The organism is Actinomadura sp. WMMB 499 (assembly GCF_008824145.1).
Lineage (GTDB): Bacteria > Actinomycetota > Actinomycetes > Streptosporangiales > Streptosporangiaceae > Spirillospora.
The window spans coordinates 2669079-2684285 of record NZ_CP044407.1 but is presented as its reverse complement, the minus strand read 5'-3'; the positions used below and the strand labels follow the sequence as shown (position 1 = coordinate 2684285).

Here is a 15207-nt window from a genome sequence, read left to right as displayed (position 1 = left end):
ACACTCGGCAGTCGCACGCAAAGTCATAGACGCGAGAACGCCAACTTCTCTACGATCATCCTTGCTTGCAGTCACGGGGTGGCGTCATGCGGTCGAACAGGGGCTCGAGCCGCACGTCGTGCTGCCACAGCATTCGACGGACGAGGGGAACTGAGATGACGCAGTCATCGGTCAACCGGCAACACATGCAGCAGGCTGCCGGCAAGGTCCAGGACGCTCACGGACAAATCGGGCAGATCAAGGGGCAACTGAACTCCCACCACGGCGAACTGCAAGGTTCCTGGAAGGGTGAGTCCTCCGCCGCGTTCACGCAGGTCTACGCGATGTTCGAGACCGAGTTCAGCAAGGTCATGAAGGACCTGAACATCATTCACGAAAAGCTCGTGGACACCCGCGTCAAGTACGAGAGCGCCGAGCAGGAGAAGACCACGCGCGTCAACGGCCTCAAGGGCCTCGTCAACGGCTGAGGGAGCGTCATGAGCGACTACACCTACGTCAACTTCGGCGGCATGCAGAATGCCCAGCAGAACTTCATGAACGCTCTCAAGAGCTACCAGGCCACCCTCGACTCCCTGGACGCACAGGTCCGAGCCAACCTGGCCGAGTGGGACGGCGACGCCCGCGCCGCCTACGAACAGAAGTCCCGCGAGTGGAAGCAGGCCGCCCAGCGCATGGCCACCGCCGTCAACGGCATGAGCCGCGCCATCGGCGACTCCCACGACATCCACCTCGGGGCCGAGCGCACCAACACCGCCATGTGGGCCGGCTGACCACTGCACACGGGGGGACAGAACGATGGCGCCACCAGATCACCCAGAGGACCCCACAGGTCTCCTGAACGGCGTGCTCCCGCAAGGTCCGCAACTCGACCCGACCGATCCGAGCACCTGGCGGCTGCCCGAACCCGGCCGCTCCACCGGCACCCCCGACGTCGAGGTCCGTCGCAGGCAACTCCTCCAGGTCGCCGCAGCCATGCGCAAGGACCTGGAGGAGTTGCAGTATTCCCTGACGGCCCTCCAGGTAGAGGGCGGCGCGCCCGGCGGCTGGGACGTCGCCCAGGAGTTGGGCCCCAAGGTCAACACCGCCCATCAGAACATGAAGGCGGGCATCGACCAGTACTGCGCCAGGTACTTGGATGCGATCGAACGCATCGAGGAAGCTGCGCGAACCTACGGGAAGGCCGAGGAGCTGGCCTCGGAAGCCGTTCAGCGAAACAGCCCCCAGTCACCTCCATCGAGCGTCACACCCTGGCAGGAGCAATAGGCCCGAGAGGAGGCAGATCAGGTGGGCGAGAAGTACCAGCGGAACATCAGACCTGGCGAACTCGGCGCAGGTGACCCCGAGCAGTACGATTACGACAAGATCGCCGCTTTCATGCAGGGCGCGAACGCTCTCCCGCTAAGCAGGCTCGCCCGTGCGTACCTCCACGCGAAGTACGCATTTGAGCAGACGGAGACGCGAATGGCGCAGCACGTCAAGCAGCTGAACCTAGTGTGGCAGGGGGGCGCAAAAGAGTTGGGCGTGGCCGACTTGCGCTTGCTCACTGAAGCGGCCGGTGTCCTCGCCGCCGCGAGCCAGAAGTTCGCCGACGCGACGGACAACGGCTCCACCGCCGTTCAGAGGTCGCGTCACACGATGCCGAACTCATCGACCCCCCTCGGCGTCCTCCCCACCGGCGACTCCATCACGGCCCTGGCGGCCGAACGCGCCGACGACCGGGCAGCTCAGCAGCACCTGGCGAGAACCAACACCGACCTCGCCACGTCCTTCGCCCAGATCCCCGGCGACATCACTCTCGACCTTCCAAGAACGGGAGATATAGGTGCCCGGTTCGGTGGAGGTGAGACAGGCACGCAGGCCGGCGGGCATGGGAACGGCACGGGTGTTGGCGGGGTGACTACCAGCGGATACCTCGGCTCCGGTGCGGGCGGGTACAGCGCAGCAACTTCCGGCTCCGACGCATCGCCCGCTGGCGGAAGCCTCACACCGAGGGGCCTCGAACTGTCGGCATCCGGAACTCCCAGGCTTCCACTCGGCCCCGTTGGGGATATCGGGACCACCGGGCCCGGAGGAGGACAGTACGGGAACGCCTCGGACCTCTCGGGAGTCGGAGCCAGTGGCGTTCTTCCCGGCGGCACCGGTACACCGAGCGGTACTGAAGGAATGGCGGGGGGCCAGCGACCGGGGAGCATGCCCCGCCCACCGGTCGAAACGCCGATCTTCAACCCTCCTGCCGGTGGAGGAGTCCCGAGGATTCCTAGCGCACCTTCAACGGGGCACAGTGTGGGGACACCAGGGATAGGCCGGTCGATCCCTCCTCAGAGTGAGGGAGCAACTCTCGGACGTACCCCGGGGGCTACTCCAAGCGGTACGGGCGTGCTGCGGCCGGGCGGTGTGCTCGGCACGTCTCCTTTCCCGGGACCGGGCACGCTCCCCACGGGAGGATCGACGCTCGGTGCCCGGCCGATGACGGGCCAGGGGACCGCGTTCAGCCCCGGAGTCGGCAGGTTCGGGGGGAGGGTGCACGCCTACCGGCGCGAGGAGTACTCGACAACGGCTCCATATCCGCTCCGGCAAGAAGCAACATGGAGCCGTCCCTCGGACAGGGGCGAGGCGGGAACTTCCCCGGTATGCCGATGGGAACCGGTGCGGCGCCTAGGCAAGGGCAGCAGGAACGCGACGTCCACCTCACCGAAGACGAAGATCTATGGAGCGATGATTCGTCAGTTGCGCCAAGAGTCATAGGCGACGGAGGATGACTCGAGTCGGTAAGGCGACCCTAACGATAAATGCCAGGCTCATATGAAGCCTGCAAAACGCATATGCGCCATGCTGATCAGCACTTTCATCACGATGGCCACGAGCATGCCCCCGCATTCGGGTTGCCACGGCCTCGGGACGAAGAGTGGTGGTTCAGCGCATGGGAGATCGAGCAGAAGGTATGGCCGTTGACACGCGGTGAAGGCGTCACCGTGGGGCTGCTCGACACAGGGGTAGAAGCTCGGCTACCTGACCTTCAGGGGGCGGTGCTCCCCGGCACAGGGTTCGGTACGACCGAGAGTCGTGACGGAAGGCGCGACGTGGATACGAGGCTGGGCGGCCACGGCACCGCCATGGCAGCGTTAATCGCTGGCCAGGGGCTTGGAACCGGAATGGTGGGAATTGCACCCGGAGCCAAGGTGCTTCCTGTTGCTCGGCCGTCCGGTGGATCCGGCCAACTGAACAAGGAGATCAAGTACGCCGTCGACCACGGCGCCAAGGTGATCAACATGTCGTTCGCGATGCCACTGGCATATTGCCCCATAGGCATGCAAGAGGAAATTGCCTATGCGATCAAGCGCGATGTCGTGGTGGTGGCCGGGGCCGGTAACGAAGGACGGCGGGACAACGCTGTGAACGCACCGGCGAACTGCCCCGGCGTACTGACCGTGGGAGGCGTAACCGCTGACCTCGAGCTGTGGGATAGATCGACCCCGGGAGACACTGTCATGCTCGCCGCCCCGGCGGTCGATGTGGGGTCCATCGGCAAAGACGGAACCTTCAGCTGGAAGACGAGCGGCACAAGCCAGGCCACAGCCCTAACCTCCGGCGTAGTGGCCCTGATGCGCGCACGCTATCCCGAGATGTCCGCCCGCGAAGTCGTCCAGCGACTACTCGCCACAGCCAAGGACATCGGCCCCCCAGGCTGGGACAGAAAAACCGGCTACGGAGCCATAATTCCATACTTGGCTCTAAGCAGTGATGTAGCCTCCAAGGCGCCCAACCCGGTCTACGACCGGTTTGACCGCCTCCACCAGGATGGCGGTGACAACGAAGGGAGAGTCACGATAGGTCCCTCCGCGGGGCCACAGATAACCGATGCGGCTTCACAGCAACGCGATAATTCGTTTCTCCCATACGTGGCGACCTTGGTCGGTCTTGCTATCAGCGGTGCAGCTTTCTACCTAGGAGCCCGTTTCCGCCGTCGACGCAAAGCGACTGGGAAATCCTTGAGGTAATGAATTACAGAAGAAAGAGTGCCGATTTTAAAGGGTTGTTGAATCACGAGACCCCGCAAGCCCCTAATAGCGATAAAGAGATTCAGCAGCGTCGAGATTCCAAGAAAAAGTCGCTCCAAGAAGTAGATAGAGGCGACGACGGCCCAGTGAGTGAAGTTTTGGAACTTCACCAAAGAATCCGGCAGCAGATCGCTAGAATAGCAACGGAGGCTGATTCAAGTCGCGCAGGTGCAGGAACCAAGGAGCCTGCACTGAGAGGAGACAGGGAGCAGCATAATCAGCTGAAATCACTTAGCTTTTCCTATGAGGAGCTGGAAAATCTGCGGGTCGGCGCCCATCACCAGCGGTCGCTGCATCAAGCGCGGATCAGCAAAATCACGAACATGGCGGCAGGTGAACGCTACTGGAGTCCGAAAGTTAGGGGCGCCCGAGCGTTGGTAGATGGCAACGGAAAGTTGCTTGACCTCGAAATATCCGCGCAGATGTGGCGCTCCGAGAGCGTGCATGAGATCGAAAAGGCCCTTCTCTCGGCGATAAATCAGGCACGCGCCACCGCAGCTACCCAATGGCAGGCCCTGTACAGTCAAGAAAACAAGAGTCAAGACAGATAGGCTACCTTAATAGAAGGAAGAATCGCATGTCCCTTAGTGATGAAGTCGATTATCAGCTTCGTGCGATCAGCAATCTAGTCGACTCATTGAGGCTGGAAACACAAAGAGTCAGGGCGGAGGCTCGCAAAGCGGAGGAAACCCTATCCGAGTACGAGATAGGGAATGGATACGGCTGTATCTCGGTTGACCGGTTCGCGCGCCTGCGCTCGATTCGCCTAAATGAAGATCGAGCTCGGACAAGTTCTGTAGACGTCTTCGTGAGGACTTTGGTTGCTACCATCAACAGTGCCGAGGAACGTGCACATGAGAGTTTGGAACAGAGTACACGCTCGAATCGCAAACTGTAGAATGGGATAAGCTTTTAGTATTGGCTGGTCAAATATGAGCGAAGAATACAGAGTACATCGCCAATCACTTCAAGATGCAAGCAAATACATACTCGATGCCGCTCAAGAATGGCAGCAAATCACGGCTACATTGGCGAATGCAAAACTTTCAGAAAATGACCTCGGTGTCATCGGAAAGAAAGCAAATATTGTCGCCCGATATAACGGTGGTGTTGATGCTGTTTGGCGAAGCATCAATGATGGAATGAATAATATTATTCTGATGCAACTTGCCCTAGATGCGGTTGCGGCCTGCTACGGTCTCGCCGAAGAGGATGCCCGTAAGACAATTGACAGTCTTCGCAAGGTGATCGAATGACAACTATTGAACAGCCGGTTCCATTTCCGGAAGATGACGCCAACGTCATTGAAAAATTTGCGAAACTTACCCTGCAAAGGCCGGCGCAGGAGGCATTGGACCTGGTGCGGGACATGCTTGGCAATCCAGGCCATGTTCAACGTGCGATCAGAACCTGGGAGCTTGCTATCCAGCATATGAGTTCATCGTTTAACGCCGTCTCCCGAGGACATAGCCAAGCCGTCACGAGATGGAGTGGCGGATCGGCCGAGAATTTCATTTCATATGTTAGAGACTGCAAGACGATTATATCGGATAATGTAAATGCATTCCAGGCAATTTCTAAAGCGGTTAACGAGCTTTACTCGGGAATCATGGAGGCATACAAGAAGGCTGTCGTATTCGTATCGGAATGTGCACAGAATCTACTTAATCTGGCAGGTGCAGTGACTGATTGGAAAGGGATTGTTGGTATTGCTGGAGCAGGAGCCACGGGAGGAGCCTCCCTGGGGCTCGTTATGGAACATTACGTCCAATTCCTGGAAGAGTTTGTAGCTAATATTACCGATCTGATGGCGTCTGTGATCGACATCAGCTCAAAATACACCGTTGCCTTGGGAGATTTTATGGGCCAGGTGAAGGCGGTCAGCCCGGTTCCCGGGCCGACGCGAGGTGTGCTGGATCTCGGAGAGTGGAAGCCTAGATGAGGCTAGGACTTTGGGTGGGGATATGTGTGCTTGCTCTATGCACCGGATGTTCTTTTTGGGGAGCGGGTGAGGATACTTTCGATGGGTATTCCGCCTTGCCGGATAGCTGCACCTTGATAAGTCCTGAAAATATCAAGAAGTATATTGGGAGCGATGCATCGCCAGTGGCATCGGACCCGCCTGAGGTTCAACCTGGAGATGCGCAATCTCAATGTGATTGGCGATACGACAGCCGCAGTAACGGGCTTTCGATCGGTACACGAATATTTGCTTCTGAAAACGGAGGAGTGGCGCAAGCAAAAGCTCTTTTTTTGGAGCGTCGTGAATCATTCTGCCAAGATTCTCGTTGTCGAGATATTTCGGCCCTTGGAAGTGCCGCCTTCGTTGAAGGCGATGCTCTTGGGGCGGGCAGTCCAGAACCAGGAGAGGTTCTTCATTTTCTCGTGAGAGATAAGAACATAATTCTCGTCATCACTTATACAAAAAGTGTCTCTTCGGCCAAGAAGTACGGTAGTGGAAATTTGGAACTGGATGGACTGGCGGTAGCGAGGGAGGCGGTGCGTCGTATCCAAGCTTCCGGCCAGTAGATGGCTCTTCTGCTGTTCCCGTGGGGCGTTGACCACCGGGACGGCTGATGCTGTGACTGCCTGACCTGGATAAACGAACACGCCGTACCCGGCGTAGGGTCCTGGCTTGTCGAAGATCAGTTCCACCACCAGGTACGGCGTGCTGAACAAGAGGGTATGGAAGCGGCTACTCGGTGTCGAACACACCGTTCTCGAGCGGCTGGAGGCAGAAGAGACCACCGCCGGCGGGCTGCTGCTGGTCGCTTATGTCCGGCCCGACGCGCTGCGGGCGCTGCGGTGCCCGCACTGCGACCGGCGGTGCGGCCGCTACGACGCCGGGGACGGCCGCCGCCGATGGCGCCCACTGGATCTGGGGACGGTGCGGTGCCTGCTGGAGGCCGACGCGCCCCGCGTCCGCTGCCCCGGGCACGGTGTCGCGGTCGCGGCGGTGCCGTGGGCCCACCCCGGCTCGCGGTTCACAACCTGCTTCGAGGACACCGTCGCCTGGACCGCCGCCCACGCCCCGTTTTCCACGGTGACCCGGCTGCTGCGCGTCACCTGGCGGACCGTGACCGGCATCGTGACCCGCGTGATCGCCCGCGCCACCGCCGGTGCCGACCGCCTCGACGGCCTGGAGCGGATCGGGATCGACGAGATCGCCTACCGCAAGGGCCACCGCTATCTGACGATCGTGGTGAACCACGCCGACGGGACGATCGTGTGGGCGGCCGAGGGCCGCAACTGCGCCACCCTGAACACCTTCTTCGACGCCCTCGGCGGCCGGGCCGCTGCCCTGACCCACGTGACCTGCGACGGAGCCGAGTGGATCCACCGCCCGGTCCGCGAACGCGCCCCGCAGGCCCTGCTCTGCCTCGACCCGTTCCACGTGGTCAAGTGGGGCACCGACGCCCTCGACGCCCTGCGCCGCCGGATGGCCGCCGACCTGCGCCGCCGCGGCCGCGCAGGCCCGGCCGCCGCGCTGAAGGGTACCCGCTGGATCCTGATCCGCAACCCCGGCGACCTGACCGGCACCCAGCGCACCACCCTGGCCGGGCTGCAGCACACCAACAAACGCCTCTACCGGGCCTATCTCATCAAGGAACAGCTCCGGCAGGTCTTCGCCGCCCGCGCCGACGGCGGTCGGGCCCTGCTCGCCGGGCTGATCGCCTGGTGCCGCCGCTGCCGCATCACCGAGTTCGTCAAACTCGGCGCCACCCTGACCCGGTTCCAGCCGCTGATCATCAACACCCTCGAATCCGGGCTGTCCAACGCCCGGCTCGAGGCCACCAACACCCATCTGCGGGCCCTGACCAAACGCGCGAACGGGTTCCACACCCCCGACGCGCTCATCGCCATGGCCGCCCTCACCCGAGGCGGCCTATGCCCGCCACTGCCCGGACGCCTATAGCCCGATCAACGACCCACGGAAACGACACAAGGGCCCCAATTAGGTTGGCGATCAGTGGTAGCAAAGAAAGAGGGGGATCCTTTTGAGTTGGTCACTGGCCCTCGTGTACTTGATTGGATCGTCTATCTTTTTATAACTCGTCAACGGACTATGTGTGTATAGCATGCGTTTGCCCGGAGAAGTGGCGGCAAATACTATTATTCACTTGAAAATTATAGGGGTTGCTCGGCCTGATGTGATCGAGCGCAATTATCAGGTATCAACCTGGGGATATAGTCAATCTCGATCACCAATTGACGGAGTGCGCTGTAGTGCGCCATCTATATATATGCCTGAACTGGTGTGCGCTAAGGGCCCCCTTCTGTTCTCGGTTGCCGGGTATAGTGCCGCCGTGTTTGAAGGAATGGATGCCCCTTACCCTTGGGTGTGGAGGGACCGCGTACTTCTGGAAATCGTTCGAGTGGTTTCTGTGAAAATTTCCTGAATTTGGGTGCTATTCGCTGACTCAATGCATGACTTCCGCATCCTGGCTGGTGCGGAGGAAGGTTTGGAGGGTTTGGTGGCGGTGCCAGTAGTCGGGGGAGCGACCTTCGCCTAGGGGGAACCATGTCAGGGGGCCTAGGTGGCGGCGGGCGAAGCCCGGTGGGCCGGTGAAGGTTCCGTGAGCGGCCAGCCCGATGGGGGACGAGGGGCCCGCCCAGCGGGGTTCGATGGTGAGGTCGGGGCGGCCGGGATCGATTCGGGCCAGGACGGTGGTTGGAACTGCTTCGGCTGCGAGTTCGCCGATGAGGGACGGAACGTCGTCGACGGGCACGGATTCGTTCGGGCCATATCCGATGGTGAGCGTGGTTGTTTCCGCGATCCCTGAGGACGGGGCGGAGAGTGGCGTGAAGCTCGCCGTGGCGATTGCGGGACGGGTGCCATAGGGCACTGCGATCAGGCGGGTGTTCGGTGTAGTTCGGACGTGGGCGGTCAGGTCTGCTGTGTCCCACGGGTGTTGCAGGGGTTCGGTAAGGCCCCAGCCGGCTGGTGGGTGGCCGGTGAAGAGGTGCATGAGGTGGTGGACGTACTGGCCGAGCGGGGCGTCGGGGGTGTGCGTCGCTTGCAGTGTGAGGACGAGTTGTGGGCTGATCGGTGCTGCGAGGGGTGTCGTGTAGGTGGGGGCGTAGTTGCGGGCATCGGGTACGGGGACGAACATTGCGCCGTCCCAGTGCATCGGACGTCCGGTCAAGCCTTCGTAGTAGCCGTTGTCGTGCACGATCCACTGGGCCTTGGACGTGCGCAGCGGCACTGTGATTCGTGCGTCGGACGGGGTGACGATCTGCAGGGTGCGGCCGGTGGCTTCGCATTCGGCGAGGAACTCGGAGATGGTGGGGCTCAGCGGGACGAGCGGACGATCGTGTAGGACGACCATCGCGCTGTCGGTGAGGACGTCGGCGCCGCCGGCGGCCTGGATCATCGGCCGCTCCAGACCGTTCCGCCGTGCCGGGCCGCGAGCGAGTCCGCACACGTACGAGCGGCTTGGGTGGCTTGGGGTGAGTCGGCGGCGTGGAGTTCCACCCACCATGTGGGTTCGCGGGTTGAGATGCCTAGGAGCCGTTCTGTTTCGCCTGGGACGGACACCAGGATTGGCGCGCTGATGCGGACGAGTAGTTGGTCTCGGGCATCGAACACGTAGGTGTTTCTGATGTTCAGGCCGGGCGCTTGGATGGCCTGGACATCGGGCCTGTTCGGGGACAGGACGATGAGTTCGTGACTCACGTGGCGTCCAGGGACCGGGCGAAGGACGTGCAGGCGATCTCCACGGTCGCGGCGTGTGCGGGCGAGCCGACACGGTCGAGGCTCAGGGGGCCGTCGGCAGCGAGATGACGGTCGTGAGGGATGTGCGTCACTGGTGTCGCGCATGAACTGAGCATCACCATGGCCTGGCGCAGGTCGGCTTTGGACTTCTGAGCGACCAGGGCGAGGACCGTGCGGGGCAGCAGGTGGCCGAAGCCGTTGTCGCCGAGCCATTGCAGGGCGGCGCGCGCGCTGTGCGCGCCGTGCACGGTTGCGGACGCGACTATCACCTGGGCGTGGGCACCCGTGAGGATGTTGCGGTGCAGACTCGTGCCGAGACCCGCGCCGGAGTCGATGATCGCGGCGGAGAAGTAACGGCTGAGGCGTCCCGCTCCGCGCTGGAACGTTTCGTGCTCCACGCCGCCCGGGGTGTTCTCGGGGCTCGCGGGTACGACGAACAGGCCGTCGGGCGTCCGTGCGAGGTGGCCGGAAAGCTCGTTCCACGAACCTGGACGTGCGGCGGCGAGGTGCCGGATCGATGCGCGCCCCACGACGCCGAGGCGCCGGGGGAGTGAGCCGACCCCCGGGTCGGCGTCGATCGCCACCACCCTGTCGTCGCGGTGCTGCTGGACGATCGCGGCGAGCAGTGCGGCGACGGTCGACTTACCGGTGCCATCCTGGACGCTCGTCACGACGATCCGGCGGCACGATGGGACCGGCAGGCCGAGTTGTGCGGCGACGCGCGATGCTTCGCGCGCCCGTTCGGACGCCGCCGCGCCGACCGCTCGGCGCACCGTCCGTCCGAGCCGCCGCGTGGCCCGGTCGCCGTGGGGTGCCCGCCGCCCGGACACGTCTTGCCGGTCGTCCGGGGTGGTGTCGGACAACGCTGGGAGAGGGCCGGGCGGGCTGTGCGTGGGTGAGGCCGGGCGCAGGCCGGTGGCAGCGCGCGGGGGCATGGCGCCTCGCGGTGGGGCCCCAGGTGGCGCGTGGGCCGGGGTGGGCGGGGGCGCATGTCCGTTGGCGGGCTTTGTGTCCGGAGTCGCAGTGACCTGGGCGGGCTGCCGCGCCGGAGCCGAGGGCGGTTGCGGTGTCCGTGGCGGAGGGGACGGCGTGGTCTGGAGAGCCTGCGGGACGTCCGCTCTGCGGTCTTCGTGCGGCGCTCGGCGCCCGTCCAGGGTAGAAGCTCGGGACGGCGTTCCGGGGATGTTTGGGGCCTTCTGCGGTGTCGCATCGCTTGGAGGGAGCGTGGGGGAGTCGTTCGGCGCCTGCGGGGGCGGCGAGACGGGGTGGATCGCTGGAACGCTTCCTGCAGGCCGGCGAGACACTGGCGGGGGAGCAGGCGGGCGGGGCGCCGTCGCGAACGGTACGTCCGGCCGCCTGTGCGGCCCTGGCTCCGCAGGCGCGGGGACGGTTGTCGCGTTGCCGGGCACGGCGGGTAGTTGGGCTTGTGCTGTGGGCGGGGCGGTGCCCGGAGGAACTGCGGCTTTCGCCGCCGCGTTTCTGGGCGTGATCGCACCCGGTTCGATGGTCGTGTCGTGAGTGCCGACTGCGCCTCGGGTGTGCGGTGCGGGGGCGGTCGGGACCGCGGGCGCCGTTTCGTCCTTCAGGGGCAGTGCGGGAACGGTTGCCTTGTGCGAGGGCGTCGCCCGTGGTGGGGTCGGACGGCGAGGATCGTCCGGTGCCGTCTGCGGACGCGGAACGGGGTTCGGAGGGACGAGAGCGGTGCCGGGCGCGCCGAGGTCGTGCAGGACGGTGCGCTGCCAGTCGCGATCGGTCACCGAGGCCCTTTCACGGCGTACCTGCGGGGTCGAAGACGAGTCTAGATCGCGGGACCGACCCGCAGTGTCAGGGCGAGTCGGTGGTGAGGTGAGAGAACGGGAAAGATGTGGGGTTTTTCTGTGATCGATCATCTATCGGCTTGTTCGCCGGAGATGAACGGCGATCTGTTCCGTTCACGAGGGTAGATAGCAGGCAATCCGGTTCGCCCGCCGGGTTGGCCAGGCGCGGTTCGCGGCTCAGCGTGGAGCTCAGGAGGCCGTCGGTGCGGGCGGACGTGCCGCCGAATCCTGGGAGAACACGTGATATCGAAGTTGCTCGTCGCGAACCGGGGCGAGATCGCCGTGCGGGCCTTCCGCGCGGCCTACGAGCTCGGGATCGCGAGCGTCGCGGTCTACGCGCACGAGGACCGGCACGCGCTGCACCGGCAGAAGGCGGACGAGGCGTACGAGATCGGGGAGCGGGGGCATCCGGTCCGGGCGTACCTGGACGTGGACGGGATCGTGGAGACCGCGCTCCGGGTCGGGGCGGACGCCGTCTACCCCGGGTACGGGTTCCTGTCGGAGAGCCCGGAGCTGGCCGAGGCGTGCGAGCGGAACGGGATCAAGTTCGTCGGGCCGCCGTCGGCGGTGCTTAACCTGGCGGGCAACAAGATCGAGGCGGTCGCGGCGGCGCGGCGGGCCGGGCTGCCGGTGCTGCGGTCGGCGACGCCCGAGGAGGGGCGGGAGCTCGAGGCCGCGGACGGGGTCGGGTTCCCGCTGTTCGTGAAGGCCGCGGCCGGCGGCGGCGGGCGCGGGCTGCGGCGGGTCGACCACCGGGAGGATCTCGAGGCGGCCGTGCAGACGGCGCGCCGGGAGGCGCAGAGCGCGTTCGGGGATCCGACGGTGTTCCTGGAGCAGGCCGTCGACCGGCCGCGGCACATCGAGGTGCAGGTGCTCGCCGACGGCGGCGGGCAGACGGTGCACCTGCGGGAGCGGGACTGCTCGGTGCAGCGGCGCCACCAGAAGGTCGTGGAGATCGCGCCCGCGCCGAACCTGGACGCGCAGGTCGCGGAGCGGCTGTGCCGGGACGCCGTCGCGTTCGCGCGCGAGATCGGTTACGAGAACGCGGGCACGGTGGAGTTCCTCGTGGACGACCGGGGCCGCCACGTGTTCATCGAGATGAACCCGCGCATCCAGGTCGAGCACACGGTGACCGAGGAGGTCACCGGCGTCGACCTGGTGCAGAGCCAGCTGCGGATCGCCGGTGGGGAGTCGCTGCGGGATCTCGGGATCTCGCAGGAGGACGTGACCGTGTCGGGGTTCGCGGTGCAGTGCCGGATCACGACCGAGGACCCGGCGAACGACTTCCGGCCCGACACCGGCAAGATCTCGGCGTACCGGTCGCCGGGCGGCGCCGGGGTTCGGCTCGACACGGGCACCGCCTACGGGGGCGCCATCGTGAGCCCCCACTTCGACTCCCTGCTCGTGAAGCTGACGTGCCGGGGACGGACGTTCGCCGACGCGGTCGGGCGCGCGCGCAGAGCGGTCGCGGAGTTCCGCATCCGCGGTGTGGCGAGCAACATCCCGTTCCTGCAGGCACTCCTGGAGGAGGCGGACTTCCGCGCGGGCGGCGTCACGACGTCGTACATCGCCGACCACCCCGAGCTGCTGACGGCCCGGTCTAGCGGTGACCGCGCGACGCGGCTCGTCCGGTACCTGGCGGACGTCACGGTCAACAAGCCGCACGGCGAGCAGCCCACGGACCTGGACCCGGCGACGAAGCTGCCGCCGCTGGCCATGGACGGCCCGTTCCCGCAGGGCTCGCGCGACCGGCTGCTGTCGCTGGGGCCGCGCGCGTTCGCCGAGCGGCTCCGGGCGCAGGACGCGCTGGCCGTCACCGACACGACGTTCCGGGACGCGCACCAGTCGCTCCTGGCGACGCGAGTACGCACGTACGACCTGGTGAACGCCGCGCCTTACCTCGCGCGCATGACGCCGCAGCTGCTGTCGGTGGAGGCGTGGGGCGGGGCGACCTACGACGTCGCGCTGCGGTTCCTGGGGGAGTCGCCGTGGGACCGCCTGGCGGCGATCCGGGAGGCCGCGCCGAACCTGTGCATCCAGATGCTCCTGCGGGGGCGCAACACCGTGGGGTACACGCCGTACCCCGATTCGGTGGCGCGCGCGTTCGTCAAGGAGGCGGCGAGCACGGGCGTGGACATCTTCCGCGTGTTCGACGCGCTCAACGACGTCGGGCGCATGCGTCCCGCGATCGACGCCGCGCTGCAGACGCACGCTCTGGTCGAGGGCACCCTGTGCTACACCGGCGACCTGTCGTCCCCGGACGAGCGCCTCTACACACTCGACTACTACCTGCGCCTTGCGGAGGAACTGGTGCAGGCTGGCGTCCACATCCTGTGCATCAAGGACATGGCCGGGCTCCTCAGGGCGCCCGCCGCGCGCACACTGGTCACGGCCCTGCGCGAGCGGTTCGACCTGCCGGTCCACCTGCACACGCACGACACCGCGGGCGGGCAGATCGGGACGTACGTGGCCGCGATCGAGGCCGGGGTGGACGCCGTGGACGGTGCGGCCGCGCCGCTGTCGGGCACGACGAGCCAGCCGCCGCTGCAGGCGATCGTGGCGGCGACCGACTTCACCGGACGCGCGACCGGCCTCGACCTCGACGCGCTGACGGTGATGGAGCCGTACTGGGAGGCCGTCCGGCGGCTGTACGCGCCGTTCGAGATGGGTTTGCCGTCGCCGACCGGGCGCGTGTACCGGCACGAGATCCCGGGCGGGCAGCTGTCGAACCTGCGGCAGCAGGCCGTCGCGCTGGGCCTGGGCGACCGGTTCGAGGAGGTCGAGCGGTGCTACGAGGCCGCCGACCGCATCCTGGGGCGGCTGGTGAAGGTGACGCCGTCCAGCAAGGTCGTCGGGGACCTGGCGCTGCACCTGGTGGCGGCGGGCGCCGACCCGGACGACTTCTTCGAGAACCCCGACCGGTACGACATCCCGGACAGCGTCATCGGGTTCCTCAACGGCGAGCTGGGCGACCCGCCGGGCGGCTGGCCCGAGCCGTTCCGTACGAAGGCCCTGGCCGGACGCCAGTACACGCCCGCGCGCGCGGAGCTGAGCCGGGACGAGGAGAAGGCGCTCACGGGCGCGCAGGTGCGCGACACGCTCGACCGTCTCCTTTTCCCCGCGCCGGCCAAGGAGTACAGGGAGTCGCGCGCCGCGTACGGCGACCTGTCCGTGCTGCCGACGGGGGCTTTCCTTTACGGCTTGCGGACCGGCCACGAGGTCGCGTTCGACCTCGAACCGGGCGTGCGCGTCCTGGCGGACCTCGAGGCCGTCGGGGAGATCGACGAGGCGGGCGTCCGGCAGGTGATCTGCTCGGTGAACGGGCAGCTCCGCACGCTGTCGGTGCGCGACCGGTCCGTCGCGTCGGACGCGCCGCCGGTCGAGCGGGCGGACCCGGACGAGCCGGGCCACGTCGCCGCCCCGTTCGACGGATCGGTGACGCTGCGGGTCGCGAAGGGCGACCGGGTCGCGGCGGGCGACGTCGTCGCGACGATCGAGGCCATGAAGATGGAGGCCGCGATCACCGCGCCCGTCGCCGGGACCGTCGCGCGCCTCGCCGTCCCCGCGGCGGCGCCCGTCCAGGCCGGTGACCTGCTGCTGGTCGTCGGCTGACCGG

12 protein-coding genes are annotated in these 15207 nt (G+C 65.5%); 10 read left to right on the top strand and 2 right to left on the bottom strand.

Annotated elements, in window-relative coordinates; genetic code table 11:
* Positions 1-155: 155 nt before the first annotated feature.
* The 9 genes from F7P10_RS11535 (at position 156) to F7P10_RS11495 (ending at position 7974) form a co-directional block, all read left to right on the top strand.
* Positions 156-467 (top strand): WXG100 family type VII secretion target, encoded by a 312-nt coding sequence (locus F7P10_RS11535; RefSeq protein WP_176611420.1) that lies wholly within the window; start codon positions 156-158, stop codon positions 465-467.
* Between the two features lie 9 nt (positions 468-476).
* The gene (locus tag F7P10_RS11530) at positions 477-770 is read left to right on the top strand and encodes a WXG100 family type VII secretion target (RefSeq protein ID WP_151009349.1); all 294 of its coding nucleotides are present in this window, start codon (positions 477-479) and stop codon (positions 768-770) included.
* A 73-nt stretch (positions 771-843) separates the two neighbouring features.
* Positions 844-1263 (top strand): hypothetical protein, encoded by a 420-nt coding sequence (locus F7P10_RS11525; RefSeq protein ID WP_151009348.1) that lies wholly within the window; start codon positions 844-846, stop codon positions 1261-1263.
* A 1526-nt stretch (positions 1264-2789) separates the two neighbouring features.
* Complete coding sequence (locus F7P10_RS11520; RefSeq protein ID WP_151009347.1) at positions 2790-3998, top strand: S8 family serine peptidase; 1209 nt, start codon at positions 2790-2792, stop codon at positions 3996-3998.
* Positions 3998-4609, top strand: a complete 612-nt coding sequence (locus tag F7P10_RS11515; protein WP_151009346.1) for a hypothetical protein — start codon at positions 3998-4000, stop codon at positions 4607-4609. Before F7P10_RS11520 ends, F7P10_RS11515 begins: the two co-directional genes overlap by 1 nt.
* Before the next feature lie 381 nt (positions 4610-4990).
* Positions 4991-5314 (top strand): hypothetical protein, encoded by a 324-nt coding sequence (locus F7P10_RS11510; protein WP_151009345.1) that lies wholly within the window; start codon positions 4991-4993, stop codon positions 5312-5314.
* A complete protein-coding gene (locus tag F7P10_RS11505) occupies positions 5311-6000 on the top strand; it encodes a hypothetical protein (protein ID WP_151009344.1) in 690 nt (229 codons plus the stop codon). Before F7P10_RS11510 ends, F7P10_RS11505 begins: the two co-directional genes overlap by 4 nt.
* On the top strand, positions 5997-6587 hold the full coding sequence (locus F7P10_RS11500; protein ID WP_151009343.1) for a hypothetical protein: 591 nt from the start codon (positions 5997-5999) through the stop codon (positions 6585-6587). Before F7P10_RS11505 ends, F7P10_RS11500 begins: the two co-directional genes overlap by 4 nt.
* Positions 6588-6726: 139 nt before the next feature.
* Entirely contained in the window at positions 6727-7974 is a 1248-nt protein-coding gene (locus tag F7P10_RS11495) for an ISL3 family transposase (protein ID WP_151017972.1), read from the top strand.
* Positions 7975-8479: 505 nt separating this feature from the next.
* Here F7P10_RS11495 and F7P10_RS11490 read toward each other — a convergent pair.
* Complete coding sequence (locus F7P10_RS11490; RefSeq protein ID WP_151009342.1) at positions 8480-9433, bottom strand: DUF6177 family protein; 954 nt, start codon at positions 9431-9433, stop codon at positions 8480-8482.
* A 298-nt stretch (positions 9434-9731) separates the two neighbouring features.
* On the bottom strand, positions 9732-10637 hold the full coding sequence (locus F7P10_RS42250) for a hypothetical protein (protein ID WP_176611418.1): 906 nt from the start codon (positions 10635-10637) through the stop codon (positions 9732-9734).
* Between the two features lie 1194 nt (positions 10638-11831).
* On the opposite strand from F7P10_RS42250, the gene F7P10_RS11480 reads away from it, so the two are divergent.
* A complete protein-coding gene (locus tag F7P10_RS11480) occupies positions 11832-15203 on the top strand; it encodes a pyruvate carboxylase (RefSeq protein WP_151009340.1) in 3372 nt (1123 codons plus the stop codon).
* The last annotated feature ends 4 nt before the right edge of the window (positions 15204-15207 follow it).

What these genes read in the sequence shown, in the direction of transcription:
- F7P10_RS11535 (WP_176611420.1), top strand. Translation starts at nt 156, where the DNA reads ATGACGCAGTCATCGGTCAACCGGCAACACATGCAGCAGGCTGCCGGC.
- F7P10_RS11530 (WP_151009349.1), top strand. Translation starts at nt 477, where the DNA reads ATGAGCGACTACACCTACGTCAACTTCGGCGGCATGCAGAATGCCCAG.
- F7P10_RS11520 (WP_151009347.1), top strand. Translation starts at nt 2,790, where the DNA reads ATGCCAGGCTCATATGAAGCCTGCAAAACGCATATGCGCCATGCTGAT.
- F7P10_RS11515 (WP_151009346.1), top strand. Translation starts at nt 3,998, where the DNA reads ATGAATTACAGAAGAAAGAGTGCCGATTTTAAAGGGTTGTTGAATCAC.
- F7P10_RS11510 (WP_151009345.1), top strand. Translation starts at nt 4,991, where the DNA reads ATGAGCGAAGAATACAGAGTACATCGCCAATCACTTCAAGATGCAAGC.
- F7P10_RS11505 (WP_151009344.1), top strand. Translation starts at nt 5,311, where the DNA reads ATGACAACTATTGAACAGCCGGTTCCATTTCCGGAAGATGACGCCAAC.
- F7P10_RS11500 (WP_151009343.1), top strand. Translation starts at nt 5,997, where the DNA reads ATGAGGCTAGGACTTTGGGTGGGGATATGTGTGCTTGCTCTATGCACC.
- F7P10_RS11490 (WP_151009342.1), bottom strand. Translation starts at nt 9,433, where the DNA reads ATGATCCAGGCCGCCGGCGGCGCCGACGTCCTCACCGACAGCGCGATG.